Annotated in this window: 25 protein-coding genes; 13 read left to right on the top strand and 12 right to left on the bottom strand. The window is 72.2% G+C overall.

All coding sequences use genetic code 11. From position 1 onward, the window contains the following. Nucleotides 1–10 precede the first annotated feature (10 nt). The 3 genes from P696_RS44600 to P696_RS55760 all read right to left on the bottom strand — a co-directional run bounded on the left by P696_RS44600 (nt 11) and on the right by P696_RS55760 (nt 2,145). Complete coding sequence (locus P696_RS44600) at nt 11–967, bottom strand: serine hydrolase (protein WP_084337209.1); 957 nt, start codon at nt 965–967, stop codon at nt 11–13. 167 nt (nt 968–1,134) lie between these two features. After that, complete coding sequence (locus P696_RS0110520; RefSeq protein WP_084337207.1) at nt 1,135–1,935, bottom strand: MerR family transcriptional regulator; 801 nt, start codon at nt 1,933–1,935, stop codon at nt 1,135–1,137. Between the two features lie 33 nt (nt 1,936–1,968). Further along, nucleotides 1,969–2,145 (bottom strand): hypothetical protein, encoded by a 177-nt coding sequence (locus P696_RS55760; protein ID WP_157429612.1) that lies wholly within the window; start codon nt 2,143–2,145, stop codon nt 1,969–1,971. 221 nt (nt 2,146–2,366) lie between these two features. Here P696_RS55760 and P696_RS0110510 point away from each other — a divergent pair, with 221 nt between their 5' ends. After that, a complete protein-coding gene (locus P696_RS0110510) occupies nt 2,367–3,431 on the top strand; it encodes a pyridoxal-phosphate dependent enzyme (RefSeq protein ID WP_211245688.1) in 1,065 nt (354 codons plus the stop codon). A 44-nt stretch (nt 3,432–3,475) separates the two neighbouring features. On the opposite strand, the gene P696_RS0110505 is transcribed toward P696_RS0110510, so the two are convergent. Then, a complete protein-coding gene (locus tag P696_RS0110505) occupies nt 3,476–3,901 on the bottom strand; it encodes a MarR family winged helix-turn-helix transcriptional regulator (RefSeq protein WP_026412309.1) in 426 nt (141 codons plus the stop codon). A gap of 123 nt (nt 3,902–4,024) precedes the next feature. Between P696_RS0110505 and rnhA the strand changes: the two genes are divergently transcribed. Next, nucleotides 4,025–4,471, top strand: a complete 447-nt coding sequence (gene rnhA / locus P696_RS0110500) for a ribonuclease HI (RefSeq protein WP_026412308.1) — start codon at nt 4,025–4,027, stop codon at nt 4,469–4,471. Here rnhA and P696_RS0110495 read toward each other — a convergent pair. Then, nucleotides 4,454–5,083: a class I SAM-dependent methyltransferase gene (locus P696_RS0110495; RefSeq protein ID WP_051467281.1), complete on the bottom strand. Its 630-nt coding sequence runs from the start codon at nt 5,081–5,083 to the stop codon at nt 4,454–4,456. The two genes, rnhA and P696_RS0110495, sit on opposite strands and share 18 nt — an antisense overlap. 13 nt (nt 5,084–5,096) lie before the next feature. Then, nucleotides 5,097–5,921 (bottom strand): alpha/beta fold hydrolase, encoded by an 825-nt coding sequence (locus P696_RS0110490; protein WP_026412306.1) that lies wholly within the window; start codon nt 5,919–5,921, stop codon nt 5,097–5,099. Nucleotides 5,922–6,015: 94 nt separating this feature from the next. On the opposite strand from P696_RS0110490, the gene P696_RS44595 reads away from it, so the two are divergent. Continuing rightward, the gene (locus P696_RS44595) at nt 6,016–6,750 is read left to right on the top strand and encodes a TetR/AcrR family transcriptional regulator (protein ID WP_051467279.1); all 735 of its coding nucleotides are present in this window, start codon (nt 6,016–6,018) and stop codon (nt 6,748–6,750) included. Between the two features lie 16 nt (nt 6,751–6,766). Beyond that, nucleotides 6,767–8,140 carry an FAD-binding oxidoreductase gene (locus P696_RS0110480; RefSeq protein ID WP_245627598.1) on the top strand — a complete coding sequence of 458 codons (1,374 nt, stop codon included), beginning with the start codon at nt 6,767–6,769 and terminating at the stop codon, nt 8,138–8,140. Nucleotides 8,141–8,149: 9 nt separating this feature from the next. Here the strand turns inward: P696_RS0110480 and P696_RS52245 are convergent, their stop codons facing one another. After that, nucleotides 8,150–8,761 carry a TetR/AcrR family transcriptional regulator gene (locus tag P696_RS52245; RefSeq protein ID WP_170026398.1) on the bottom strand — a complete coding sequence of 204 codons (612 nt, stop codon included), beginning with the start codon at nt 8,759–8,761 and terminating at the stop codon, nt 8,150–8,152. Between the two features lie 102 nt (nt 8,762–8,863). On the opposite strand from P696_RS52245, the gene P696_RS44585 reads away from it, so the two are divergent. Continuing rightward, nucleotides 8,864–9,280, top strand: coding sequence for a carboxymuconolactone decarboxylase family protein (locus tag P696_RS44585; RefSeq protein WP_170026396.1), 417 nt, complete (start codon nt 8,864–8,866; stop codon nt 9,278–9,280). A gap of 105 nt (nt 9,281–9,385) precedes the next feature. On the opposite strand, the gene P696_RS0110465 is transcribed toward P696_RS44585, so the two are convergent. Further along, nucleotides 9,386–10,792, bottom strand: coding sequence for an MFS transporter (locus P696_RS0110465; protein WP_026412304.1), 1,407 nt, complete (start codon nt 10,790–10,792; stop codon nt 9,386–9,388). Nucleotides 10,793–10,991: 199 nt separating this feature from the next. Between P696_RS0110465 and P696_RS0110460 the strand changes: the two genes are divergently transcribed. Then, a complete protein-coding gene (locus P696_RS0110460) occupies nt 10,992–12,122 on the top strand; it encodes a GDSL-type esterase/lipase family protein (RefSeq protein WP_026412303.1) in 1,131 nt (376 codons plus the stop codon). A gap of 46 nt (nt 12,123–12,168) precedes the next feature. Here the strand turns inward: P696_RS0110460 and P696_RS0110455 are convergent, their stop codons facing one another. Both P696_RS0110455 and P696_RS0110450 read right to left on the bottom strand, forming a co-directional pair. Then, a complete protein-coding gene (locus P696_RS0110455) occupies nt 12,169–13,170 on the bottom strand; it encodes a DUF5954 family protein (protein WP_026412302.1) in 1,002 nt (333 codons plus the stop codon). 103 nt (nt 13,171–13,273) lie between these two features. Next, nucleotides 13,274–13,855, bottom strand: coding sequence for a bile acid:sodium symporter family protein (locus P696_RS0110450; RefSeq protein WP_026412301.1), 582 nt, complete (start codon nt 13,853–13,855; stop codon nt 13,274–13,276). Between the two features lie 200 nt (nt 13,856–14,055). On the opposite strand from P696_RS0110450, the gene P696_RS0110445 reads away from it, so the two are divergent. Genes P696_RS0110445 through P696_RS0110435 form a run of 3 tightly spaced genes read left to right on the top strand, consistent with a single transcriptional unit; the run spans nt 14,056 to nt 16,875 of the window. Beyond that, the gene (locus tag P696_RS0110445; protein WP_026412300.1) at nt 14,056–14,607 is read left to right on the top strand and encodes an RNA polymerase sigma factor; all 552 of its coding nucleotides are present in this window, start codon (nt 14,056–14,058) and stop codon (nt 14,605–14,607) included. Then, nucleotides 14,604–15,677, top strand: coding sequence for a hypothetical protein (locus tag P696_RS0110440; RefSeq protein ID WP_026412299.1), 1,074 nt, complete (start codon nt 14,604–14,606; stop codon nt 15,675–15,677). Before P696_RS0110445 ends, P696_RS0110440 begins: the two co-directional genes overlap by 4 nt. A 13-nt stretch (nt 15,678–15,690) precedes the next feature. Beyond that, nucleotides 15,691–16,875 carry a hypothetical protein gene (locus P696_RS0110435; protein ID WP_026412298.1) on the top strand — a complete coding sequence of 395 codons (1,185 nt, stop codon included), beginning with the start codon at nt 15,691–15,693 and terminating at the stop codon, nt 16,873–16,875. A gap of 46 nt (nt 16,876–16,921) precedes the next feature. On the opposite strand, the gene P696_RS0110430 is transcribed toward P696_RS0110435, so the two are convergent. Continuing rightward, nucleotides 16,922–17,701: an ABC transporter ATP-binding protein gene (locus P696_RS0110430; protein WP_026412297.1), complete on the bottom strand. Its 780-nt coding sequence runs from the start codon at nt 17,699–17,701 to the stop codon at nt 16,922–16,924. Continuing rightward, nucleotides 17,694–18,635 (bottom strand): ABC transporter permease, encoded by a 942-nt coding sequence (locus P696_RS0110425; protein WP_064744003.1) that lies wholly within the window; start codon nt 18,633–18,635, stop codon nt 17,694–17,696. Before P696_RS0110425 ends, P696_RS0110430 begins: the two co-directional genes overlap by 8 nt. Before the next feature lie 118 nt (nt 18,636–18,753). Between P696_RS0110425 and P696_RS0110420 the strand changes: the two genes are divergently transcribed. The 4 genes from P696_RS0110420 to P696_RS0110405 all read left to right on the top strand — a co-directional run bounded on the left by P696_RS0110420 (nt 18,754) and on the right by P696_RS0110405 (nt 25,666). Beyond that, nucleotides 18,754–19,386: a TetR/AcrR family transcriptional regulator gene (locus P696_RS0110420; protein WP_026412295.1), complete on the top strand. Its 633-nt coding sequence runs from the start codon at nt 18,754–18,756 to the stop codon at nt 19,384–19,386. Nucleotides 19,387–19,495: 109 nt separating this feature from the next. Then, nucleotides 19,496–19,756: a hypothetical protein gene (locus P696_RS0110415; protein WP_026412294.1), complete on the top strand. Its 261-nt coding sequence runs from the start codon at nt 19,496–19,498 to the stop codon at nt 19,754–19,756. A gap of 80 nt (nt 19,757–19,836) precedes the next feature. Next, nucleotides 19,837–22,476, top strand: a complete 2,640-nt coding sequence (locus P696_RS52240; protein WP_084337201.1) for a DUF7507 domain-containing protein — start codon at nt 19,837–19,839, stop codon at nt 22,474–22,476. A 292-nt stretch (nt 22,477–22,768) separates the two neighbouring features. After that, the gene (locus P696_RS0110405) at nt 22,769–25,666 is read left to right on the top strand and encodes a DUF7507 domain-containing protein (RefSeq protein WP_170026394.1); all 2,898 of its coding nucleotides are present in this window, start codon (nt 22,769–22,771) and stop codon (nt 25,664–25,666) included.

Raw genomic sequence — 25,666 nt, 5'->3', positions numbered from 1 at the left:
GTATCGGGGATCAGACGTTCGGCGGGACCGATCCGTCCGACCGCTCCCACGGGATGTTCGGCACGGACTCGGTGGACATGCTCCTCATGCCCGGGTTCAGCCCGTGGTGCACGGCCCGCGCGACCCGCTCGATGGTCGAGACGCCGTACGCCATGGACGGGGTGTCACGCGTCAGCACGACGATCGTGTACGACTGGCCGCTGCCGGTGAACGCGCCGAGGCTGTGCACGCGCCAGTACTTGTTGTGGCGCGGAAGCCAGCCGTTCTTGACGTGCCAGGTGATCCCGGACGGGGTGCCCGCGGGCGTGCCCCAGCGCTGCGACGGGACGACCTGGTGCATCAGCCCGAGGCCGTAGTTGCGGGCCTTGTCGGTGAGCAGCTTGTTCGGTTCGGTGAACTTGCGCAGCAGGACGATCTCGTCCCGGGCGGTGATCTGGGTGAGACCCCAGTAGCCGCCGGACCCGAGCCTGGTGTGCGTCATGCCCGCCTGGCCGAGGAAACGCTGCATGCGGGTGCGGCCGACGTGGTTCCAGAGCTTGGTCGTGGCCGCGTTGTCCGACTTGGTGATCATGCTCTTGGCGAGCGACAGCTCGGACGAGGTCATCTTGCGCCTCTCGTCCAGGACCTTGCGCAGCAGCGCGCCGAGGACGGTCGCCTTGACGGTGCTCGCGGAGTCGTAGTGGGTGCCGGACCCGACGCCGCACCAGAGCTTCCGCTTGAGGTCGTAGACGGCGACGGACTCGGATCCGGACCGTCCGCGCAGGGCGGCGGCGATCGCGGAGCCGACCCGCTTGGCGGTCGTCGGCGAGACCGAGGAGGTGCAGATCGCGGCGGACGCCGAGACGTCGGCCGCGAGGGTCGAAGGGACGCCCCGCGCGGGAGCGGCCTGGGCGGCTCCGGCGGTGGACGTGATCGCTGCGGTGGTGAGGAGTGCGGCGGTGAGCGCACGCGGGACGCGTCGTGTCACGCCTGTCACGCTAGAGATGATCCGTCACTCCTTGAGCCGGTCCGGCGGTAAAGGTTTGATATCGGTGGAACAGGATGTTCGATGCGGGTTCGCAGTGATCGGTTCGGGTTCGCATCGAGCGAGGTGATGGGCGGGATACGACGGGCGGGATATGACGGGCCGGGTGTTCAGTCCGTGGGCGCGGCGAGCCCGCCCAGGACGCGGTCGATCTCGGCGCGGACCTGGCGGTCCATCGCGGCGGCGAACCCGGCCTCGACGGTGACCTGCGCGCCCGGACGCAGCCGGGCGAGGGTCTCGGCGAGGTCGCCCGGGTCCTTCCCGGCGGGGCCCGCGACGACGTACTGCGAGGTCAGCCGGACGAACAGGGCCGCCAGCTCGTCCAGCCTGCGGCGCAGTTCCATCCCGGCGGCGAGCACCTCCTCCAGCGGCACGCCCGCGCGGACGAACGCGACCGACGCCTCGAGATGGCGGCGGCTCCAGTGCGTGATCCGGTCGCCGTCCACCTCGAGCAGCCCCGCCTCGGCGACAGCGCGCAGCCGCTCGCGGGTGACCTGCCCGGGGAACAGCGCGGCGAGCTCGTCGTAGCTCATCGTCACCGGGATCTCGCGCGACCACGGATCGGTGACGGCCCGCTCGACGCCGAGGACGCTGTGGATGTCGCGGCCCTGCTCCCACGCCGACAGCAGCTCCCGGATGCCCTCCAGGGTGTGGCCGCGTTCCAGCAGGCCGCCGATCATGCGCAGCCGGGCGAGGTGCTCCTCGGAGTACAGGCCGATCCGCCCGGTGCGGCGCGGCGGAGGCAGGAGCTTGCGCTCCTGGTAGTAGCGGAGCGTCCGGACGGGCAGGCCCGCGGCGTCGGCGAGTTCGCCGATGCGGTACTCCCGGCCCTGGTCCCGGTCCTGGCGGGGTTCCGGGCCGTTCTCCGGGCCGCGGGCGCCCTCGGCCTTCGGATCCCGTTCAGCGCGCACCGGGTCAGCATAGTTCGCCCGGCCGCTCCGTGATCACGTGGTGTTGCGAAGGGTGCGCGGTGCGCGTGCTCTGCGACGTGTCCCCCGGTTCGCGGAGACCGTCCTGTCGTCGGAGGGGGCGTCGGCGGACGGGTCGGTGGACATCAGCTCGGAGAGGGTGCGGGGCGCGACCCTGCGTTCCGGACGGTCGGCGAAGGGGGAGCGGCGCATTCTGACTCCTCTCGGTCGTGGTCTTTCCCTGCTATCGACTGTGACGGCCATGCGGGCTCCGCCGCATCGGTGAAAACCCCCATTCGCCAGTGGAGCCGACCCTCATGTCCGTCAGGTGAGTCGACTATGGCCGCCATCCGGCACGCGAGCGAGAGTGTGCTGGACCGGGGAATCGGTCGTGCGGGATCGTCGTTCCCATGCAGCCGCCCGCGCCTCACGCCATGACCTCGACCGACTGGTACGCCGACCCGGCGGCGCGTTCCTGGACGTGCGCACCGCCCGCCCGCGAGGTCGCCGCCTTCCACGCCGCGCTGCCCGGATACGCGCCGACACCGCTGGTCGAGCTGCCCGCCCTGGCCGCCGAACTCGGCGTCGGACGGCTGCTGGTGAAGGACGAGTCGTCCCGGCTCGGGCTGCCCGCGTTCAAGATCCTCGGTGCGTCGTGGGGCGTGCACCGCGCGCTGACCGGCCACTACGGGCTTCCCGCGGACGCGACGCCGGACGCCGTCCGGGCGACGGTCGCCGAGCGCGGCCCGGTCCGGCTCGTCACCGCGACGGACGGCAACCACGGTCGTGCGGTCGCGCGCATGGCGCGGACGTACGGGGTGCCCGCGCGAGTGTTCGTCGCCGGGGGCGTGCACCCGTCGGCGTGCGCGGCGATCGAGGGCGAGGGCGCGGAGGTGACGGCGCTGGACGTCCCGTACGACGAGGCCGTGCGGCGCGCCGCCGCGTCCGGCGGGCTGCTCGTGCAGGACATGGGCCTGCCCGGCTACACCGACGTGCCGCGCTGGATCTGCGAGGGGTACACGACGCTGTTCACCGAGATCGACGAGCGGCTCGGCGGGCCGCCGGGGCTCGTCGCGGTCCCGGTGGGCGTCGGGTCGCTCGCGCAGGCGGCCGTGACGCACTACCGGAGCGGTCCGGGGGCGCGTCCGGCGCTGCTGTCGGTCGAGCCGGACGCCGCCGCGAGCCTGCTCGCCTCGCTCCGCGCGGGCCGCCGCACCAGCACCCCGCCCGGACGGACGATCATGGCGGGCCTCAACTGCACCACGCCGTCCGAGACCGCCTGGCCGCTCCTGCGCGCCGGGGTGGACGCCGCCGTCGCGGTCTCGGACGACGAGGCCGCGCGAGCCGTCCGCGACCTGGCGGACCTCGGCGTCGACGCGGGCCCCTGCGGCGCGGCGTCGCTCGCGGGGCTGCGCGCCGCGCTCCCGCGCCTGCCCGAACAGGGCACGGTCGTCCTCCTCAGCACCGAGGGAAGCGCGGCCAACCCCGCCCTGACCTAGGGCGTGTCTCAAAGCCACCTGCCCTACTGCGCGACGCCCGGGTCTCAGTCGCGGCGTCCGGCGAGGGGACGAAGGGTGGCGAGCAGGGCGTCCCGGTCGGGGGCGGCGGCGAAGAACGCGGTGTCGGCGGCTTCGACGGCGGCGATCGCGCCTTCGGCCAGGATGCGGCCCTGACCGGTGATGCGCAGGCGCTTGGCGCGGGTGTCGGCGGCGTCGGTCTCGCGGACGAGCAGGCCCTTGCCCTCCAGCCGCCGGACGACCTGGGAGGTCATCTTCACGTCGGTGTCGGCGTGCTGCGCGAGGGCGAGCTGGTTCGGGCTGACGCCCTCCCGGTCCAGCCACCACAGGCTCGCGAGCAGCACGAACTGGACGTGGGTGAGGTCGAACGGGGCCAGCGTCGCCGTGATCTGCCGCTGCCAGCGCAGCGTCGCGCGCCACAGCAGGTAGCCGGGGCTGTCGCCGGGGTCCATGTCGCCCTCCACATCGGCTCCGCGTAGATGGTCTCCGCAGATCCTAATGGTGGCGGGGCGGGGACGTCCGCCGGGCGGACGGTAGGGTGGCGTCGCGTCGATCGATCGTCCGCTGGAGCCGCGTTGTCCGAACCCGTGATCATCCACACCGACGGCGGGTGCAGCCCGAACCCGGGCGCGGGCGGCTGGGGCGTGGTGCTCCGCTACGGCCCGCACGTGAAGGAACTGCACGGCGGCGAGGCCGACACCACCAACAACCGGATGGAACTGACCGCGGCGATCGAGGCCCTCGAGCACCTGCGGCGTCCGTCCCTCGTGCACCTCCACACCGACAGCCAGTACGTCCGGCAGGGCATCACGCAGTGGATGAACTCCTGGAAGCGCAACGGCTGGCAGACCGCCGCGCGCAAGCCCGTCAAGAACGCCGACCTGTGGCGGCGGCTGGACGAGGCCGTCCGGCGGCACGAGGTCGAGTGGTTCTGGGTGAAGGGCCACGCGGGCGACCCGGGCAACGAGCGCGCCGACGAACTCGCGACCCTGGGCCGCACCGGCTCACGCGTCGGCTTGTAGGTGGAAGACGGCGGCACGGGTCGTGTCGCGTTCTTCGAGGTTGCCGGTGTTCGGGACGTCGTATTCGGCCTCGGCCTTGAGGTCGCGCGGCAGGTAGGCGCGTCGCGGGTCGCCGACCAGGACCTTCGCGCCGCGCGCGGCGCACGTCCGGAGGACGGCGAGCATGGGTGGGGCCATGTCGGGGTCGTAACAGACGTCTCCGGCGAGGACGACGTCCGCGTCGTCCGGCGGGGTGGTCGTCACGTCGGAACGGACGGCCTCCAGCGCGACGCCGTTCAGGCCGGCGTTCTCGCCGATGGCGGTCAGGGACAGCGGGTCCACGTCGTAGGCGGTGACGCGGCGCGCGCCCGCGAGGCAGGCGGCGATCGCGACGAGGCCGGAGCCGCTGGCGATGTCGGCGACGTGGCGTCCGGCCACGACGTCCGGACGGTCGAGGACGAACCGGGCGAGCGCCTGCCCGCCCGCCCAGGCGAAGGCCCAGAACGGCGGGTCCTCGGCGCGGGTGGCGGCCCAGGTCGTGAAGGGTTCTTCGGCGAGCCGCAGCCGCACCTCCGGAACCAGCGGGGGAGATGCCGTCCGGGTGAGTTCACGCACCACCGCTCGCTGATCCACCCGGCAACCGTAGTCAGTGGGCGGGGGCCGCGTCCCAGAACGTGGCGAGGACGGTGTTCAGGGCGTCCGGGGCGTCAACGTGCGGATAGTGCGCGGCGCCCGGAATCGACATGTGCCGCGCGCCGATGCGTTCGGCCGTGACGCGCGCGCACGCGAGGAGCGGCCCGCTGCCGCCCTTGCGATACAGGTCGGGCGCGTTCTCCCATGCCCCGGAGACGACGAGCTTGGGAAACGGCGCGACGCTCAGGGCGGCGACCGGGATCCCGGCCTCCCAGCACACGCGCTCGCTCAGCGCGCTCGCCGCCGCGCGGAGCCGGGTCCCGGTCGGTTCCATGGGAGGCAGGCCGACCGAGTCGGTCGCGGCGCGCAGCCACTGCTCCGGGGTCAGCTCGGGGAGGCTCGCGTACGCCTCGCGGTTGGCGCGCAGCGCGTCCGCGACCTGGGGATCGTCCGCGGCGGCCTGGTAGCAGCCCGGTTCGATCAGCGTCAGCGACCGGACGGCCTCGGGGCGGCGCGCCGCCGCGACCATCGCGCCGACCGCGCCGTAGGAGTGGCCGACCAGGTGCGCACCGTCCTCGAGGAGTTCGGCGATGTCGTCGGCGTCGGCGAGGTGGTCGCTGCGGAACGCGGGCCCGGCGTCCGGGCTTCCGCCGTGCCCGCGGCGGTCCATCAGGACGAGCCGGAACCGGTCCGCCAGCGGACGCTGCGCCGCGAACCCCGAGACCGGGTCGTCGCCCCAGCTCAGGGATCCGTGGACGAGGACCGCGCGCGGGCCGTCCGGCGGGCCCAGGACGGTCGCGTGCACCGCGCCCCGCAGCTCTCCGTTCGCGCGAAACATGAACTGACCTCCTTAAACACCGTTCAATACCCTTGAACTCTGTATAGGTCGCCAGGTCACGGCCGTCAACCCCCGGGGCCGGTAGCGTGGACGCGTGCCGTCCTTCGACTCGGTGTGGCTGCGGCCGGACCGTCCGCCGCGCGACCGGCGGCTCGACCGCGACCGGATCGTCGCCGTCGCCGTCGCGCTGCTCGACGCGGGCGGGCACCGCGAGCTGTCGATGCGCCGCGTCGCGGACGCGCTCGGCGTCACCGCCGGGTCGCTGTACTGGTACGTCCGCACCAAGGACGAGCTGCTCGAACTGGCCCTGGACCACGTCCTCGGCGAGGTCGCGGCCGACCCGGACGAGACCGGCTGGCGGCGCGCGGCCGCCGGGCTGGCGCGGAGCCATCGCGCGATGCTGCTCCGGCACCGGTGGGTGCTGTCCGAGCTGACCGTCCGGCCGAATCTGGGGCCCAACGCGTTCGCGCTGGCCGAGGCCGGGCTGCGGGCCATGTCGCGGGCGGGGTTCGCGGGCGACGAGCTGGACGCGGCGCTGGCCGTGGTGAACGACCACGTCGTGGGCGCGGTCGTCGCCGAGCTCGCCTGGCGGGACGCCCTCCAGGACGCGGGGACGGACTGGGCCGAGACGGTCGGCGACCACCTGCGTGAGGCGGTCAGCGGCCATCCGCTGCTCGCCGAGCGGATGGCCGCCTCGGGCGGTGTCGACGCCGAGCGGGAGAGCGAACGGCGCTTCGCGTTCGCCCTCGACGTCCTGCTGGACGGCCTCGCCGCTCGCCGCCCGCGGAACGACGACGTGAGTGAGAGCGGGGGACACCGTGTCGGCTGAACGGCTGGGAAGGGCGTTGCCCGGCAGCGTCCTGGTCACCGACGTTGACGTGCTGAAAGGGCTCGGGCGGGACGAGGCGGAGTGGGCCCCGGCCGGGACACCGGCCGCCGCGTTGCGCGCGACGGACGCCGACGAGGTCTCGCGGGCGGTCGCGGCATGCGCTGAGCTGGGCATACCGGTGGTGCCCCGGGGCGCGGGCACCGGGCTGTCGGGCGGGGCGAACGCCGTGGACGGGTGCCTGGTGCTCGACCTGTCGAAGATGGACGCGATCGTCGAGATCGACGTCGAGAACATGGTCGCGGTCGTCCAGCCGGGTGTGGTGAACGACGACCTGAAGGCGGCCGTCGCCGCGCACGGGCTCTGGTACCCGCCGGATCCGGCGAGCTCGCCGTGGTCGACCATCGGCGGGAACGTGTCGACCAACGCGGGCGGCCTGTGCTGCCTGAAGTACGGCGTGACCCGCAACTACGTGCTCGGGATGGAGGCCGTCGTCGGCGGTCCTGGCGGCGCGTACGGCGCCCGGCTCCCGCTCGGCCGCCGGACGACCAAGGGCGTCGCCGGATACGACTTGACCGGCCTGTTCGCCGGGGCGGAGGGCACGCTCGGCGTGATCACCGAGGTGACGCTGCGGCTGCGTCCGGCCCGGCGGGACGCGCCGCGCACGGTCGTGGGCGCGTTCGACGACCTGGTGACCGCCGGACGCGCCGTCGCGGCGGTCACCGCGCGGGGGCTCGTCCCGGCCGCGCTGGAGCTGCTCGACCGGTTCTGCCTGGAGGCGGTCGAGCAGTGGAAGCACCTGGGGATCGGGGCGTCCGCCGAGGCGCTGCTGCTGGCCAGCGTCGACACGCCCGGCGCGTCCGGGGACCAGGACGCGGCGTCGGTCGCGGCGGCCTTCCGGGACGCGGGCGCGGTGTGGGCCGAGCAGTCCACCGACCCGGTCGAGGCGGAGGCGCTGTTCCAGGCGCGCAAACTCGCCTACCCGGCGCTGGAGCGGCTCGGCCCGGTGCTGACCGAGGACGTGTGCGTGCCGCGTTCGCGCGTCCCGGAGATGCTCGCGCGCACGGGGGAGATCGGCCGCAGGCACGGCGTCCGGATCGCGACGATCGCGCACGCGGGCGACGGCAACCTGCATCCGCTGCTCATCACCCCGCCCGGTGACGACGCCGCGCGCGAGGCCGCGCAGGCAGCCTTCGAGGACCTGCTCACCGCCGCGATCGACCTCGGCGGCACGGTCACCGGCGAGCACGGCGTCGGCCTGCTGAAGCGGCGCGGGATGCAGCGTGAGCTGCCGCTCGGCGTCCGGGCCATGCAGAAGGCCGTCAAGGACGCGCTCGACCCGCTCGGCCTGTTCAACCCCGGCAAGGTCATCGGCGACGACCCCGACCTGTGACCACGCGGGTCAGCGTGGTGTGTCGCCGGGGGTGAGACCCCCCAGCAGGACGGCCAGGCGGTTCTCCAGGGTCTCGGTCAGCGGGAAGGCGGCGCCGCCCGCCAGCCAGCGGCCCAGCGTGCCGAGGTAGGAGTCGTAGAGCAGTTCGGCGGCCACCTCGGGCGGGACGCCGGGACGAAGCTCGCCCCTCGCCGCGGCGCGTTCGAAGGCGGTCTTGAAGGAGACGGGCACGGTCGCGCCGTCGGTGAAGACGGCGTGCAGGATGCCGCTGTCGTAGAAGTCCTTGGTGAGGGCGTAGTCGCCCTCGGCTCCGTTGAAGGACGCGAGGACGCGCAGCAGCGAGGCCACCAGCTCGAACAGCGGCGCGTCGGCGTCCGCGGCGAGGGCGAGTTCGGTCAGGCGGCGGTGGCGCAGCTCGACCCAGCCCCGGACGAAGTCCTCCTTGCGGGGGAAGTGGTTGAACGCGGTCTGGCGGCTGACGTCCGCGCGCGCGGCGATGTGGTCGTAGGTGGTCGCGGAGTAGCCCTGCGAGCCGAACAGCTCCAGCGCCGCCTTCAGCAGTCGTTCGCGTGTCTCGCGCCTGCGGCGTTCGCGCCGTCCCTCCGCATTCGTCACGGTCACCTCGGAAAGGGTACTTGCATCCAAAGTTGTACTGGAGTACACAATTGTACTCGAGTACATCTTCGCGAGGGGCGAATGATGGCCGTCGAACGGGGAGCGGACATGAGCGAGCTGCACGTCGAGGATCTGGTGCCCCTGCTCCTGCGGGCGGGGCAGGGGGAGCTGCCCGTGCGCGAACGCGAACTCGCGATCCTGCGGATCTCCTACCTCACCGAGACGTCCGGCGCATGGGAGCGGCACGTCCGGCTCGGGCTCGACGCCGGGCTCACCCTCGACGAGGTCGCCGCCGTGCGGTGCGGCCCGGAGCACCCCGACTGGTCCTGGTCGGAGGCCGTCCTGCTGCGCGCCGTGGACGAGCTTCACCACGACGCCGCCCTGTCCGAGCCGACCCGGGACCTGCTGACCGTCCACCTGGAGCGGCCCGAGGTGCTGGAACTGATCGCCCTGGTCAGCGTGTACGTGCTGGCCGGATACGTCCTCGGGACGTACGACGCCCGCCTGGACGACCGCCTCAACTGACGGTGGTTGTCGGCGGGGGCGCCGGGGCCGCGGAGGACGAAGGCGTACAGCTCCTCGAAGGCCCCGCCGAAGAACCGGCGGGGCCCTCTCGCTGTTCGGCCGGGGTCACCGGGCCTTGGGGAGTGCCTGGACCAGGGCCGCGACCAGGACGTCCAGGACGAGGAGGAAGACCAGCCCGGCGGTGAAGGCGTGCGGGACGCCGCCGTGGACGCCGTAGAAGACGACCCCGACGAGCGCGACGCCGATCGCGCCGCCCGCCTGCTGCGCGGTGCTCAGCACACCGGACGCGGCGCCCGCGTGCTCGGCGTCCACGCCGCTCAGCACCAGGGCGGGCAGCGGCGCCATGACCAGGCCCATCCCGGCGCCCGCGACCACCAGGCCGGGGATGATCCACCCGACCGCGCCGTCCTGCCCGAGGTCGGCCGAGGTGATCGCGAGGACCCCGTAGCCGACGGCCATGGCGAGCGCGCCGACCGCGACGGCCTGCCGTCCGAGCCGCTCGGCGACGGCGGCGGCCCGAGCCGAGGAGACGAAGTAGCCGAGACCGAGCGGGAGGAAGATCAGGCCGGACTCCAGCGGCGACAGCCCGCGTCCGAGCTGCAGGTAGAGGGCCAGGATCAGGAAGAACGCGCCCATGGTCATGGAGTGGATCATCGAGACTGCCGCCCCCACCGGGAACGAGCGGTGGCGGAACAGGGTCGGGGAGACCAGCGGGGTCGCGGCGCGGCGCTGGTGCAGGGCGAACGCGGCGAGCAGGACGACCGCGGCGCCGAGGCACTCCCAGGTCCACATCGGCCAGCCCTGCTCACGGCCCTGGACGAGCGGGATCACGATGGCGACGAGACCGAGCGAGGCGAGGACGGCGCCGGCCAGGTCGAGCCGGGCCGCGCCCTTCGCGCGGGACTCCGGGACGAGCCGCGGGACCAGCGCGAGCGCCGCCGCGCCGACCGGGACGTTGATCCAGAAGATCGCGCGCCAGCCCATGCCGAGCACGTCGGCCTTGATGAGCACACCGCCGATGAGCTGCCCGAACACCCCACCGAAGCCCATCGCGACCCCGTAGGCGTTGAACGCCTTCGCCCGCGCCGCCGGGGCGGTGTAGACGGTGTTGATGATGCCGAGCACCTGCGGCATGAGGATCGCCGCGCCGACGCCCTGCGCGACCCGCGCGGCGATCAGCATCCCGGCCGACGACGCCTCCGCGCAGGCGGCCGAGGCGAGGGTGAAGGCCGCGAGGCCGACGGCGAACATCCGGCGCCGTCCGTAGAGGTCGCCGAGGCGGCCCGCGGTGATCAGCCCGGCGGCGAGCGCGACGCCGAACCCGGCGACGACGAACTGGATCTGCGACGGGGTCGCGTGCAGGTCCCGCTGGGTCGCGGGGATCGCCACGTTGACGATGAAGAAGTCGAGGGTGGTGATGAAGACCCCGGTGAGCAGGACCAGCAGGGTCCCCCACCCGGGGACGGCGGCCACCCGGGCGGGGGCCGATTCCGGTGCCGAGACGGCGGTCATGTCGCGCTCCTGCGAGTTGCTGTTCCGCTGACGACCACGAGCCTGCCGCCGGACCCCGCGACGCGGCGATAACGCGGGACGTCATGGAACGTCCGCGTTTTCCGGACGAGTTCGCGACCGACCTCGGCCAACCGGGAATCACTGCCGGTCGTCCCGGGTTTCCAAGATCGACTCATGGGATGAACGAGACGAGGCACACATGTCGCAGCAGTGGGTGGCGGGCTTCCGTTCCGCCGTGATCAGCCCCCACGAGCAGTTCAGGTTCGTCGAGGCGCGCGGGTTCGCGGACCAGACCGTCCGGGAGCCGCTGCTGCTGGCGGGCGGCGGCGAGCGGATCCGGGTCCGGCTGACCAACCGGTTCGGGCGGGAACCGCTGCGGATCGGCGCGGCCCGCGTCGCGCTCCAGGCGAAGACCGACGCGATCGTCCCGGAGACCGACCGTGAGCTGCGGTTCGACGGCCGGGCCGAGGCCGTGATCCCGCCCGGCGGCGACATCGTGAGCGACGAGGTGCCGCTGGCCGTCGAGGCGGGCAACCTGCTGTCGCTGAGCCTCTACCTCCCGGACGACACCGGCCTCGCGACCCACGCGCACATGCCGATGGAGCGCGCGTACACCGCGTCCGGGAACCAGACCGCCGCCGTCGAGCTGGACGCGCCGGAGACCCTGGAGACGCGCGTCTTCGTAACCGGCGTGGACGTCCTCGCGCCGGAGGGGACGCCGGTCGCGGTCGCGTTCGGCGACTCCTGGTTCGAGGGGACGGGCACGACGGTCGGCGCCGACCGCCGCTCGGTGGATGTGCTGAACGAACGCCTCGACCGCGGCTGGGTCGTCAACCAGGGCATCTCGGGCAACCGCCTGCTCGCCGACGGGACCGGTGAGCACGCGCTGTCCCGGCTGGAACGCGACGCCCTGTCGGTGCCGGGCGTGACGCACGTCCTGCTCCACTTCGGCATCAACGACCTCGGCCTTCCCGGCCTGTACGGCCTGCCGATGCCCACGGCCGAGGACCTGATCGCCGCGTACACCGAGCTCGCCGTCCGCATCCACGCCGCCGGGCTGCGCGTCCTCGCCGGGACGATCGGGCCGTTCGGCGGCGCGATCTACGAGGGCGTCAGCTCGCCCGAGGGGCTGGAGATCCGCCGCGAGGTCAACGAGTGGATCCGCACGACGGACGTGTTCGACGCCGTCTTCGACTCGGCCCGCGCCGTCGAGGACCCGGACGCCCCCGGCTACATCCGCCCCGACCTGGACTCGGGCGACGGCATGCACCTCAACGACGACGGCGCCCACGCCATGGCCGGAGCCGTGAACCTCACCGACCTCTGGTGACCCAGGCCCACCCGGTCGGTCACCCGTCCGACCGGGTGGTGGGGGTTCAGCCGTAGCGCTCCTGGTCGGACGGCCGTGGCGGCTCCGGGCCGTCCCGGCCGACGCGGATCATCCGGCCGATCCGGACGATCCGGAACCGCCGTGGCTCACCGCAGATCGTGACGTTCCACTCCGGGCCGGGCTCCGCGTCGATCCGCGCCGCGGCGGACGTCCAGTCCGCGAGCTCCTCCTCGGACGGCGGGTCGCCCTGGAACTCGCGCAGCATCGGCAGCAGCTGCGAGAAGTGCCCGCTCAGCCGCTCCTTCGCGCTCGCCGGGCCGTGCCCGCCGGTCAGCGGCTGCCAGCCGCCCGCGGGCGTGACCTCGACGACCGAGAACGTCGGCGGCAGCATCACGATGCCCGGATGCGTCAGGCAGGCGTGCCGCGCCTCCGCCTCCACCTGCTCCGGCGCCGTCCCCGGGATCGGCCCGAACCCGGCCAGGTTGAGCCGCAGCTGCGCCTCCCAGAACCCGGCCGCCGCGCCCGGGTCGATCGGGTGCCCGCGCAGCAGCGACGGCTCGTCCGGCGGCTCGGCGTCGCTGGACCTCGGCGGCTCCATCCCGTCCGAGTTGATCAGGACGAACTTCTCGATCCGGATGACCCGGTAGCGGCGCTCGCCGATCTCCCACTCGTCCTTCGGCAGCTGCTCGCCGTCCTCCGGATCGAGCCGGTCGGCCGCCGCGAGCATCGCCCGGACGGTCGAGGCGTCCCGTTCCCGCCGCACCCCGCGCGCCACCGGCCCCTCCACGGCCCCGGCGGACTTGCGCAGCGTCGCGGCCAGGTCGACGCGCGCCGAGCACGGATCGCTCGCGCCGGTGCACAGCACCCGCCAGCCGTCGCCGTGCTGCTCGGCGCTGCCGAAGTCCGGCGACCCGCCGGGCAGCATCTTGGGGAAGGCGCGGATCCGTTCCCCGAGGTCCGCGTCCCGCATCGCCGCCATCGGCTCCAGCTCCGTGCTGACGTTGATGGTGTCGAAGCCGCGCATCAGCGGGAACGCCCCGACGTTCACCGCCGGCCGTCCCGTTCCCGAGTGTCCATGAACTCATCGTGACGCTCCCCGCACCCTTCGTGCCCGCGAATCCGGGAAACGGTCCGGATCCCCGGAAATCCGGTCAGTCCCCGGCGGGACGGCGGGAGAACCAGGCCGCGACGAGCGCCCCGGTGACGTTGTGCCACACCGAGAAGATCGCCGCCGGGAGCGCCGCGAGCGGGCTGAAGTGCGCGGTCGCCAGCGCCGCGGCGAGCCCGGAGTTCTGCATCCCGACCTCGAACGTCAGGGCGCGGCTGCCGCGCTCGCCGAGCCGTCCGGCGCGTCCGGCGAGGTAGCCGAGCAGCAGCGTGGACACGGTGCCGATCGACACCGCGAGCGCCACGTCGCCGCGCGCCAGGTACGCCACGACGTTGGACGCCGTCCCGCTCGGCGCGCAGCCGACCAGGATCAGCCCGGCCGCCAGCTGCGGCGACAGCCCGAGCGCGTTCGCGATCAGCCATCCCAGGCCCGGCATGATCACATAGTGCGCGACCAGCCCCAGCCCGACCGCCCACGGCCGCCGCACGACGCCCCGGAAGTCCTGTCCGGTCATGGTCAGGCCCATGCAGAACATCACGACGCCCAGCAGGTACGGCACCGCCTCCTTCCCGCCGCGCAGGGTGTCCGGCATGAGCAGCCCGAGCGCTCCGGCCAGCAGCACCAGGACTGGGAAGACGGTGACGGCGCGGCGCGCCCCATGGTCGGGCGCGGTGTCCCCCGGTGTGGACGTTTGTTCTGTCTGCACCCGTCTGAGGAAATCGGCTCCGCCCGGCGCGGCGCAAGATGATCTCGGCGACCTGACGTAATCCTGGGCCGTCTTCTCCGACTTCTCGGCGTTACGGCCCCGAGGAGAGAGGAGGTGGCGTGGACGAGCGCGAAGCCAGGTTCACCCGCCTCTACGAAACGCATTACCGCAGCGTGTTCGGCTACGTCGCGCTGCGCGTCGAGCGCCAGGCCGCGGAGGACGTCACCGGCGAGGTGTTCGCGGTCGCGTGGCGCAAGGTCGACGAGATCCCGGAGCGGGCGCTGCCGTGGCTGCTCGGCGTGGCGAAGAACCTCGCCCGCCGGTCGCACGGCGCGACCGACCACACCCGGCGCCTGGTCGACCGGCTGGCCGCCCTGACCGACACCGCGTCCGCGGACCGGGACGCCGCCGACGGCGTCATCGCCCGCGACCAGGCCCTTTCCGCGCTGGCCGCGCTCTCGGCCAAGGAGGCCGAGGCCGTCACGCTGACCGCGTGGCACGGCCTCGACCCCGCCGAGGCGGCCCGCGTCGCGGGCTGCTCCCGGGCCGCGTTCCTGGTCCGGCTGCACCGGGGACGCCGCCGCCTGGCCAGGACGCTCGACGCGTCCGCGGGCGACAGGGAAACGCCCGAACCGATCGTCCGCCCCCGAGTCAGTACGGAGAAGTCGTGAAGAGCGACCAGGTCAACGCAGTGATCAACGCACTGAAGCCGGCGGTGGACGAGCTCGCCGACGCGGCCTACGAGCGACGCCCGGCCCCCTCCGTCCTCCGCGCCCGCGAGGTGACGGCGTCGGTGCGGCGGCGCCGCCCCGTTCGCGGGATCGCCCTCGGCCTCGGCGCGGTGACGGCCGCCGCGGCCGTGGCCGTCGCCGCGACCCTCCCGAGCGGCGGGAGCGGCCACCACCAGGCGACCCCGTCCGCCGCGATCGACACCCGCGCCTTTCTGCTGGCCAGCGCCGACACCGCCGCCAAGCAGCCCACCACCCACGGGACCTGCTGGTACAAGCGCACCCGCATGTCCCAGGAAGTGGGCGGGCCCCTGCCGAGCAACGTGAAGCCTGGGGCCAGGCCGCTGCCGTTCCGGGCGAGCACCGCGGCCAGCCACGAGGACTGGATCTGCGGCCTCCCGGGCACGACCGATGTCCGCCTGCGCTCGCGCGGCCCGCTGGACGCCCGCGCCACCTTCCCCACCAAGAAGGACGAGGCGGCCTGGCGCGCGGCGGGCTCCCCGCCCCTGGACGTCAACGGCGGCACCACCACGACCAAGCCGTTCACCGTGACCTACGACAAGCCCTCGCACATCGCGAACCCGGTCATCGGCTCCTTCGAGATCCCGTGGAAGTCCGTCCCGAACCTGCCCGCGACGAAGGCCGATCTGAACTCCCACCTGCGCGGACTCTGGCAGCAGGACCGCAAGGGCGGCGCGCACGGCTACACCGCGCCCGCCGACTACTGCCAGTACGTCTTCGTCGCAGCGTGGGACCTGTTCATGGCCCCGACCTCGTCCGGGACCAGGTCGTCCCTGTACCGGATCCTGGCCGACTGCCCGTCCCTCCGCGCCACCGGACGCGTCACCGACTCCCAGGGACGTCGCGGCGTGGCCCTCACCTCCGAGGGCGTCCGCCTCGTCGTCGACCCGGCGACCGCGCGGCTCATGGAGTTCGACGAGACCGGCGGCGACCGGCTCACCTTCGAGAAGCAGGGCTGGGTCGACACCATCGGCGCCCTCCCCACCCGCTGAAAGGAAACCTCACATGCGCAGATCCGCGATCGCCATGCTCACGCTGGCGCTGACCGCCACGGCGGCGCCGGTGTCCGCCGCCACGGCCACCGCCCCGAAATGGCAGCGGTTCGACGTGCCCGCCGAAATCGGCACGAACATCCTCAGCGTCAGCGCGACCGGCCGCGACGACGCGTGGGCGGGCGGGCTCGTCCTCAAGGAGGACAGCGGCACCCCCATCCCGAAGCCGCCCGAACTGCGGCGGTCGAGCGTGAGAGACGACGAGGAGTGCGACTCGGCCGGGATGTTCAGCTCCCTCATGCTCCACTGGAACGGCAGGGCGTGGACGAAGGTCGCCATGCCCGAGGTCGGCCGCGTCAACCAGGTCAGCGCCTCGAGCGCGAACGACGTGTGGGCCTCCGCGGACTGCGGGCTCATGCACTGGGACGGCCACGCCTGGACCAAGGTCGCGTACGAGCCGATCCCCGGAGCCCAGCAGTCGGGGAGCGAAGCGGTCAAGGCCGTCACCGCCCGGGACGCCTGGATGACGGGCGGCACCTACGACTCGAGGACGGAGGTCGAGCGCGGCTTCGTCCAGCACTGGGACGGTAAGCGGTGGCGGAACGTCCCGCTGCCGGAGCTCGGCGACTCCTTCTCGCTGAAGGGCATCGACGCGCGTGGACCGGACGACGCCTGGGCCGTGGGCACGGACCTCACGGAGAACGACACCCGGCCCGAGAGCCTGATCCTCCTGCACTGGGACGGACGGGTCTGGAAGCGCGTCCCCGCACCGGCCACCGGCGACTGGGTGAACCGGGTCACGCGTGTGCGGATGGTGTCCGGAAACGACGTCTGGATCTCCGGCATGGTCAGACGCGGCATCCCCATCGAGGAGGTCCGGCGTCCGCTGCTCCTGCACTGGGACGGGCAGGCATGGACCACCGCGAAGGTGCCGGACGGGCGCGGAGAGCTGCAGGATGTCGCCGTGAGCGGCGACCGTGCCCTCGCCGCCGGTGACACGTTCACGCCGTCGATGGGGGACGACTACACGTCCTTCACCCTGCGCCGGACCTCCCCGGGCTGGGAGGAGACCACCTCCCCGGTCCCGGGGACGGCGACCGTGGAGGGCCTGTCCGCGATCCCCGGCGGCGGCATGTGGAGTGTCGGCGTGAGCGGTGACGACGACCACATGCGCCCGTTCATCGCACGCTGGAACTGACAGGGCAGGGGCCGGGACGGACGTGGGCCGCGTCCCGACCCCTCGCCTACCCGCCGCGCTTGGCGAAGTCCTCGTAGGCGGCCAGGACCTCGTCGGTCGGGCCGTCCATGCGCAGGACGCCGGACTCCAGCCACAGCGTCCGGTCGCAGGTCTCGCGGATGGTGCCGTTGTTGTGACTGACCAGGAACACCGTTCCGGCCTCCTGGCGGAGTTCCTCGATCCGCTCCTTGCTGCGCCGCTGGAAACCGCTGTCGCCCGTGGACAGCGCCTCGTCGATCAGCAGGACGTCGTGCGTCTTGGCGGCGGCGATCGAGAACCGCAGCCGGGCGGCCATGCCGGACGAGTAGGTCCGCATCGGCATGTGGATGAAGTCGCCGCGCTCGTTGATCCCGGAGAACTCGACGATGCCGGGGTAGCGCTCGCGCACCTGCTCCGGGGTCATGCCCATCGCGAGGCAGCCGAGCGCGACGTTGCGTTCGCCGGACAGGTCGTTCATCAGGGCCGCGTTGACGCCGAGCAGCGACGGCTGCCCTTCGGTGTAGACGCGTCCGCGCTCGGGCGGGAGGAGCCCGGCGATCGTCCGCAGCAGGGTGGACTTGCCGGATCCGTTGGTGCCGACCAGCCCGACCGCCTCGCCCCGGCGGGCGACCAGGCTGACGCCCTTGACGGCGTGCACCTCCCGCGTCCCGGGCAGGCTCCGGCGGGTGGCGAGGCGTCCGAGCGCGGACGTGGCGCTGCCGCGTCCCGTGCCCGAACCGTGCACCCGGTAGACGACGTGGACGTCCTCCACGATCACCGTGGGCGGGGGTTTCCGCTGGTCAGCCACGACCGTACGCCTCCTCGGCCTTCCAGAACCAGACGTAACCGCCGACGCCGACCACCAGGGCCCAGCCGAAGGCCAGCGCCCACACGTGCGGGGGCAGGCTCGACGTCGGCACCGAGCGCATCAGCGCGTAGCGCATCAGGGCGATGAAGACGTGCGCGGGATTGGCCTCCAGTAGCGCCCCGGCCCAGGCGGGCGCGTGCTTGGTGAGCATGGTCAGCTCGTAGAAGACGCCGGAGAAGTACAACCAGGTGCGCGTCACGAACGGCACCAGCTGCGCGGCGTCGGTGAACCGCGCCCCGACCCGCGCCATCGCCAGCGCCAGGCCCATGGTGAACAGCGTCTGCGCCAGCAGGACGACCGGGACGAGCAGCCAGCGCGCCGTGAGCGGCTCCCCGAACGCCAGGACGATCACCGCGAGCACCCCGGTCGAGAACAGCGTCTGCTGCAGCTGGTTGAGCGTCAGCGCGATCGGCAGGCACGCGCGCGGGAAGTGCAGCGCCCGGATCAGGCTCAGGTTCCCCTGGATCGAGCGCGTCCCGGCGAGGACGGCCGACTGCGTGAAGGTGTAGACGAACACGCCGGTGCACAGGTACGGGATGAAGTGCGTGACGCCGTGCCGGGTGCCCATGAGCACCCCGAACATCAGGTAGTAGACGCCCGCGTTCAGCAGCGGGGTCATCAGCTGCCAGAGCTGGCCGAGCCTGGCGTTGGCGTACATCGAGGTGAGCCGGGCGGTGGCGTAGGCCGTGACGAAGTGCCGCCTGGACCACACCTGCCGGGTGTAGTCGAGCAGCCCCGGCCTGGCCCCGCTGACGCCGAGCCCGTACAGAGCGGCCAGGTCGCCCGGCGGAAGATCGTCCTCGTCGATCCCGGGGCCGACCCCGGGATCGGCCGTGGACGACGGCGGTGACGTGCGGATTCCCGAATGGATCATGGTGCTCGCCTTCGGCACGATGGATAGAACGGTACCGTTTCGTCGCTTCGCTTTCACGGTAGGGCAGGCGATGGACAGAACGCAACCGTTTCGTCCACTCGGGATAGGGTCGGCGTCCATGACGACCCAGCCCCGACCGCGCCGGGCCCCGAGCGGGGCCGCCGTCCTGCGCGAGGACATCACCGACTCCCTCCGCGCCGCGGTCTTCGAGGAACTCGCCGTCTCCGGCTACGGCCGCCTGTCGGTCGAGGCGGTCGCGCGCCGCGCCGGGGTCGGCAAGACGGCCGTGTACCGGCGCTGGCCGTCCAAGCTGGAGCTCGTCATCGACGCCGTCTCCGCCGTGGCGTCGCTCCGCATCCCCGTCCCGGACACCGGCTCCCTGCTCGGGGACGTCCGGATCCTGCTGAAGATCCTCAGCCGCGCGCTCCGGCACCCGCTGGCCGCCCAGATCGTCCCGGACCTGCTCGCCGAGGCCGCCCGCAACCCCGAGATCGCCCAGACCCTCGAGAAGGCGCTCCGCGACACCCAGCGGGACATCACGTCCCAGGTCTTCGGCCGCGCCGTCGAACGCGGCGAGCTGCCCGCCGCCGAGCCCGCCGACGGCGCTGACGCGCCCGGCGCCGACCTCGCCCTCGACCTGCTGACGGGCCCGCTCTACTGGCGGATGACCGTCCTGCGCGCCGCCCCCACCCCCGCCTACCTGGACGAACTCGCCGCCACGGTGGTCGCGACCCTCACCGGCCGCGCCTGAGGTCACGTCCGAGAGGCACGCCTTGACGATCAATGCCCGGACGCGCCGGATCGCCGCCGACACGCCACCAATACCGGCCGTCCTCGAACAGGTGTTCTAGTATGAGGCCATGCACCTCGACCAATCCGTCACCGCGGTGACCAACGCGTCAGGGCGGCCCGTCCGCCTCACGCGCCCGGACGGCAGTCACTTCGGCGTCCGCCGCGTGATGGCCGAATGGCAGTCGCCCGGCGCCCCGCGCCTCCTCCGGCTCCAGGTCACCACGCCCACCGGAGCCCTGGCCATCGCCGAGGTCACCGCGTCCGCCCCGGACGCGTCGGACCCGTCCGGCGTCCAGCCCGCCTGGCGCCTGCGCCAACTCTGGACCTGACCCGCCCGGGGCCCGGGTTCCTCATGATCGGTAGCGGGTAGATCACGCTCCGTATCGATCATGCTGGTCCTGGGGGAGACATGGGTGGTCCACGCCGTGGCGGAGCGTTCCGCGGGCTGGGGAGGACGAGGGCGTTCACCGCGGCGGTGGTGTGCGGCGCGATGCTGGCGGCGTCGTTCGCGCCGATGCCCGCCGCGCAGGCGCGTTCCGAAGCCGCGGCGCGAGGGCGCGCCGCCGCCGTCCCGACGACGACGCCCGGTCTGCCCGGCGCGCCGCAGCCGTTCACGACGGTGTTCGGCGAGGACTTCCAGAACCGGCAGTCGACCCTGCCCGTCCGGCTGAACAACTACACCGGCATCTTCGGCATGACGTACACGGCCGACCAAGCCTGGTTGCAGAACTGCAACGGCTGGGTCGCCCGCTACCAGGATCCGGCCGGGGGCAACGCGTCCGTGCAGCCCCAGGTGAACGACTGCGCTCCCCAGGGTGGTCCGGGCGCGACGGGGGCCAACGCCTGGAACCACGTCCGGGAGCTGTCCCGGGCGCTCGGCGTCCTCAACGGGACGAGCCCGGCGGCGGCCAACCTCGCGGTCAGCGCCTACACCAACGGGCACATCAACAACGGCGACCCCGGGGCGAACAAGGTCGAGTTCCAGACGGGCCAGGAGATCCCGCTGCCCCAGAACGGCCGGTTCCTGACGTTCTCGGTGAACGCGGCCGAGACCAGCTGCGACACCAACCACAACCACGCCCTGCTCGACTTCTACCTGTACCACGGGACGAGGGAGACCCCCGTCACCAGCCAGTCCGTCAACCCGTGCACGCGGGGGACGCAGATCCAGCCCGGGTTCTGGGCGGGCACCTTCCCGGGCGACGCGCCGATCCTGTACACCGACCCGTCGGTGGGGATCATGATGCGCAACGCGCAGGGCAGCGGGAACGGCAACGACCACGCGTTCGACGACGTCCGGCTGCTGGACGTGTCGCCGCAGCTCGACAAGTCCTTCAGCCCCACCCAGGTCGAGGTCGGCCAGACCTCGACGATGCGGATCACCATCACCAACACCGACGACCTGCTCGCCAAGAACGGCTGGTCGTTCACCGACACGCTCCCGGCGGGACTGCGGCTGGCGTCACCGGCCAACGCGAGCACGACCTGCCCCGCGGGCACCCTCACCGCGCCCGACGGCGGCACGCAGGTCTCCATGGACGACGGCTCCCTGAACGCGGGCCAGCAGTCCTGCACGGTCACCGTCAGCGTCACCTCCGACACCGCGGGCACCTACACCAACGACGCCTCGAACATCACCGACTCGGTCGGCCTCAACCCGCCGGGCGAGTCGACGGTCACCTTCAACGAGGTGCCCTTCGCCTCGATCTACATGACGAAGGACGCGGACCGGTCGTTCTACTCGGCCGCGGACCAGACGATCCACTACACCTACACCGTCACCAACACCGGATCCGAGCCGCTGACCGACGTGCACGTCGTCGACAACCTGCCCGGCCTGTCGCCGGTCGTCTGCGACGAGACGGACCTGCTCCCGGGCGCCAGCACGGATTGTTATGCCACGTACGTCACGACACAGGCGGACGTGAACGCCGGATACCTTCCGAACACCGCGCTGGCGACCGGGACCCCACCGGACGGACCCGACGTCACCGACGACGCGAACCTGACGATCCCGGCCGCCGTCACCACCGGGCTCACCCTGGACAAGTCGGCGGACGAGTCGTCCTACTCGGCCGCGGGGCAGACGATCACCTACCGGTACCACGTCGTCAACGACGGCAACGTCACCCTGAACAACGTGACCGTCTCCGACGCCCGGATCGGGCAGTACGCGATCCCCTGCATCCCGTCCACGCTGAGTCCGGGTGAGGCGGCGGACTGCACCGCGACCTACACGACGACGCAGGCGGACGTGGACGCGGGTTCCATCACCAACGTGGCGGTCGCGCGCGGCACCCCGCCGGGCACGAGCGAGCCCACGGTGTCGGACCCGGACGACGTCACCGTCCCGGCGGCCCCGGGCCCGGCGATCAGCGTGGACAAGTCGGCCGACCGGTCGTCCTTCTCCGCGGCGGGCGAGACGATCACCTACACCTACGAGGTCACCAACACCGGGAACCTCACGCTGGAGGACGTGGGCGTCGCCGACGACCTGCCCGGCCTGTCCGAGGTGACCTGCGAGGCGACGACGCTCGACCCGGGCGAGAGCGCGACCTGCACCGCGACCTACACGACGACGGAGCAGGACGTGGCGGCCGGTGCCGTCCACAACGTGGCGACCTCGCACGGCACGCCGCCGGGCGCGACCGAGCCGGTCGAGTCGGAGCCGTCGGACGTCACCGTCCGTTCCAACGCCAAGGCCTCGATCAAGGTCCACAAGGTGGTCCACCCGAAGAACTTCACCCACGTGGGACAGGTTCTCCACTACACCTACCGGGTGACCAACACGGGCGACGTGACGCTCAACGCCGTCCGCATCGACGACAACCTGCGCGGCCTGTCGGCGATCCGCTGCCCGAAGCGGACGCTCGAGCCCGGCGAGTCGATGACCTGCACCGCGACGTACCGCGTCCGCGCGAGGGACCTGAGGGCGAGGGTCGTGCGGAACCGCGCGGTCGCGCAGGGGACGCCGCCGGGCTCGCACACTCCGGTGCGTTCAAGGTCGTCGTCCGCGGTCTCCTACGGACACGTCCCGGTGACCGGATAGCGAAAGGGCGCAGAGCGCTTCGCCTTTCGATGGCCGTTAGGGCCTGATGCCGTTCTCGGCATCAGGCCCCCGGCATGTTCAACACCACCAACCCACCGTCCTGGCCTGCGGAAACATGGCTTTCGCTTGGCTTTCCCAGGGCGGTTCCCTGCAATCTGTGACAGGTAGGCTACGCCGCGTATTGATCATGCTGGGCCTGGGGGAGAACATGGGCGGTCCACACCGTGGCGGAGCGTTCCGCCGACTGAGCAGGTCGAGAGCGTTCACCGCCTCGGCGCTCAGCTGCGCGCTGGTGACCACGGTGGTGATGCCCGCGGCGACCGGCCGGAGCCGCGCGGACGCGGCGGCCCGGAGGCCCGTCGTCCCGGCGACGGTCCCGGGCATGCCGGGCACGCCGCAACCGGCCACGACGGTGTTCGGCGAGGACTTCGAGAACCGGCAGTCGACCCTGCCCGTCCGGCTGGACGACTACACCGGCGCGTCCGGCATGACGTACACGGCCGACCAGGCGTGGCTGCAGAACTGCAACGGCTGGGTCGCCGCCTTCCAGGACCCCGGAGGCGCCGATCCGTCCGTCGCGCCCCAGGTGAACGACTGCGACCCCCAGGGCGGCCCCGGCACCCCGGCGAACCAGGCGTGGAACCACGTCCGGCAGCTGGCCCAGGCGCTCGGCGTCCTCAACGGGACGAGCCCCGCGAGCGCCAACCACGCCGTCAGCGCCTACACCAACGGCCACATCAACAACGGCAACCCCGGCGCGAACCACGTCGAGTTCCAGACGGACCAGGAGATCCCGCTGCCCCAGAACGGCCGGTTCCTGACGTTCTCGGTGAACGCCGCCGAGACCAGCTGCGATGTCAGCGCGAACCACGCCAGGCTCGACTTCTCCCTGTACCACGGAGCGGCGGAGACCCCCGTCACCAGCCAGTCGATCGTCCCGTGCGACAGGGGCTCGCAGGTCTCGTCCGGGTTCTGGGCGGGGACCTTCACCGGGGACGCGCCGACCCTGTTCACCGACGCGTCGGTGGGCGTCAGGATGCGCAACGCGCAGGGCAGCGGCAGCGGCAACGACCACGCGTTCGACGACATCAGGCTGATGGACGTCACGCCGCAGCTGGACAAGCACTTCGAGATCGACCACGCCCGGGTCGGCCAGCCCGTGCGCATGATCTTCACGATCACCAACACCAGCGACCTGCTCGCCAAGAACGGCTGGTCGTTCACCGACACGCTGCCGCCCGGCATGAGGGTGGCCTATCCGGCCAACTACGGCACGGACTGCCCGTCCGGGACCATCACGGCCAACGAGGGGAGCAACACGATCTCGGTGACCAACGGCTCCCTGAACGCGGGCCAGGCGGCCTGCCGGGTCGCCGTCGACGTCACGTCCGACTTTCCCGGCTCCTTCCTCAACAACGCCGACAACATGACCGAGCTCGTCGGCCTGAACCCGCCGGGCGACTCGTACGTTCACTTCACCCCCGCGCCCTACCAGTCGATCTCCCTGACGAAGTGGGCCTCCACGGACTACTTCAGCGCCGCGGGCGTGCCCGTCACGTACTACTACCAAGTCACCAACACCGGCGACGGGGACCTGTTCAACGTCGGCGTCTACGACGACCTGCCCGGCCTGGGCCCGATGAACTGCCCCACGTATGTGCTGCGCCCGGGAGAGTCGATGGTCTGCCAGGCCGACTACTTCACGACGCAACAGGACCTGGACCGGGGCTACGTCCGCAACGTGGCGTACGCCTACGGCATGGACCCCTTCGACGGCAGGTTCTACACGTCGCCCCAGGCGGAGTACGTCATCAAGGCGCTCATCAACGCCTCGCTCCGGATCCAGAAGGAGGCCAACCCGGGCACCTTCTCCTACGTGGGCCAGGCCATCGACTACCTGTACCGCGTCTACAACACCGGGACCACGACGCTGGACAACGTCCACGTCACGGACGACCTGCCCGGCATCTCGGCGGTGGACTGCGAGCGGACGACGCTGGCTCCGGGCGAGTACATGCAGTGCAAGGCGACGTACACCGTGACCCAGACCGATCTCGACGCCGGTTCCCTCCACAACAGGGCGGTCGCGCGGGGCACCGCGCCCAACATCCCCGATCCCGTCGAGTCGCCTCCGGCGGACCTCACCATCCCGTCCACGGCCGACCCGTCGATCACGGTGGACAAGTCGGCCGACCCGACGACCTTCTCCGGCGCGGGCGAGACGATCAGGTACACCTACCACGTCGTCAACACGGGCAACGTGACCCTGGACAACGTGGAGATCAACGACGACCTGCCGGGACTGTCGCAGGTCACCTGTGACACGACGACCCTGGCGCCCGGCCAGGACACCGACTGCAGGGCGACCTACACGACCACGCGGGACGACGTCGACAACGGCTCGATCCACAACTCGGCGACAGCCTCCGGCACCCCGCCGGGCGCCACCGAACCGGTCGAGTCGGAGCCGTCCGAGGCGACCGTCCACGCCATCCCGCCGTCCGAGACGGGGATCGCGGTGCGCAAGAGCGCCGACCCGACGACGTTCTCCAGGGCGGGCGAGGAGATCCATTACTCCTACCGGGTGACGAACACCGGTCAGGTGCCTCTCGACGACGTCGGAGTCACCGACCGGCTGGACGGCCTGTCGGACGTCAACTGCCCGCAGCGGGAGCTGGAACCTGGCGAGTCGATGACCTGCACGGCCACGTACACGACGACCCAGGACGACGTGAACCGCGGCTCGATCCGCAACGTCGCGACCGCGCACGGCACGCCGCCCGGCTACGACACGCCCATCACGTCGGAGCCGTCCGAGTCGACCGTGCACAGCACCGCCAAGCAGGGGATCGCCATCCACAAGAAGGTCCGTCCGAAGACCTTCTCCAGGGTCGGCCAGCTGCTGCACTACAGCTACCGGGTGACCAACACCGGGACCGTCGCCCTCGACGGCGTCCGTGTCAACGACAGGCTGCACGGCCTGTCCGCGATACGTTGCCCGAAGCGGACGCTCGCACCCGGCGAGTCGATGACCTGCACGGCGACCTACCGCGTCCGTCCCAAGGACCTGAGGTCCCTGGTCGTGCGGAACCGCGCCGTCGCCCAGGGGACCCCGCCGGGATCACGCGTCCCGGTGGCGTCCAGACCTGCCAAGGCGGTCGCGTACGGACATGTCCCGGTGACCGGATAA

This window comes from Actinomadura oligospora ATCC 43269 (assembly GCF_000518265.1).
Classification (GTDB): Bacteria; Actinomycetota; Actinomycetes; order Streptosporangiales; family Streptosporangiaceae; genus Spirillospora; species Spirillospora oligospora.
Note: the sequence above shows the minus strand (reverse complement) of the source record. Positions and strands in the feature narration are given on the sequence as shown.

Bases quoted from the DNA above. Each gene is read 5' to 3' on its own strand.
- P696_RS55760 (WP_157429612.1), bottom strand. From the start codon at position 2,145: ATGCGCCGCTCCCCCTTCGCCGACCGTCCGGAACGCAGGGTCGCGCCC.
- P696_RS0110510 (WP_211245688.1), top strand. From the start codon at position 2,367: ATGACCTCGACCGACTGGTACGCCGACCCGGCGGCGCGTTCCTGGACG.
- P696_RS0110505 (WP_026412309.1), bottom strand. From the start codon at position 3,901: ATGGACCCCGGCGACAGCCCCGGCTACCTGCTGTGGCGCGCGACGCTG.
- P696_RS0110490 (WP_026412306.1), bottom strand. From the start codon at position 5,921: ATGTTTCGCGCGAACGGAGAGCTGCGGGGCGCGGTGCACGCGACCGTC.
- P696_RS44585 (WP_170026396.1), top strand. From the start codon at position 8,864: ATGAGCGAGCTGCACGTCGAGGATCTGGTGCCCCTGCTCCTGCGGGCG.
- P696_RS0110465 (WP_026412304.1), bottom strand. From the start codon at position 10,792: ATGACCGCCGTCTCGGCACCGGAATCGGCCCCCGCCCGGGTGGCCGCC.
- P696_RS0110460 (WP_026412303.1), top strand. From the start codon at position 10,992: ATGTCGCAGCAGTGGGTGGCGGGCTTCCGTTCCGCCGTGATCAGCCCC.
- P696_RS0110435 (WP_026412298.1), top strand. From the start codon at position 15,691: ATGCGCAGATCCGCGATCGCCATGCTCACGCTGGCGCTGACCGCCACG.
- P696_RS0110425 (WP_064744003.1), bottom strand. From the start codon at position 18,635: ATGATCCATTCGGGAATCCGCACGTCACCGCCGTCGTCCACGGCCGAT.
- P696_RS0110420 (WP_026412295.1), top strand. From the start codon at position 18,754: ATGACGACCCAGCCCCGACCGCGCCGGGCCCCGAGCGGGGCCGCCGTC.
- P696_RS0110415 (WP_026412294.1), top strand. From the start codon at position 19,496: ATGCACCTCGACCAATCCGTCACCGCGGTGACCAACGCGTCAGGGCGG.
- P696_RS52240 (WP_084337201.1), top strand. From the start codon at position 19,837: ATGGGTGGTCCACGCCGTGGCGGAGCGTTCCGCGGGCTGGGGAGGACG.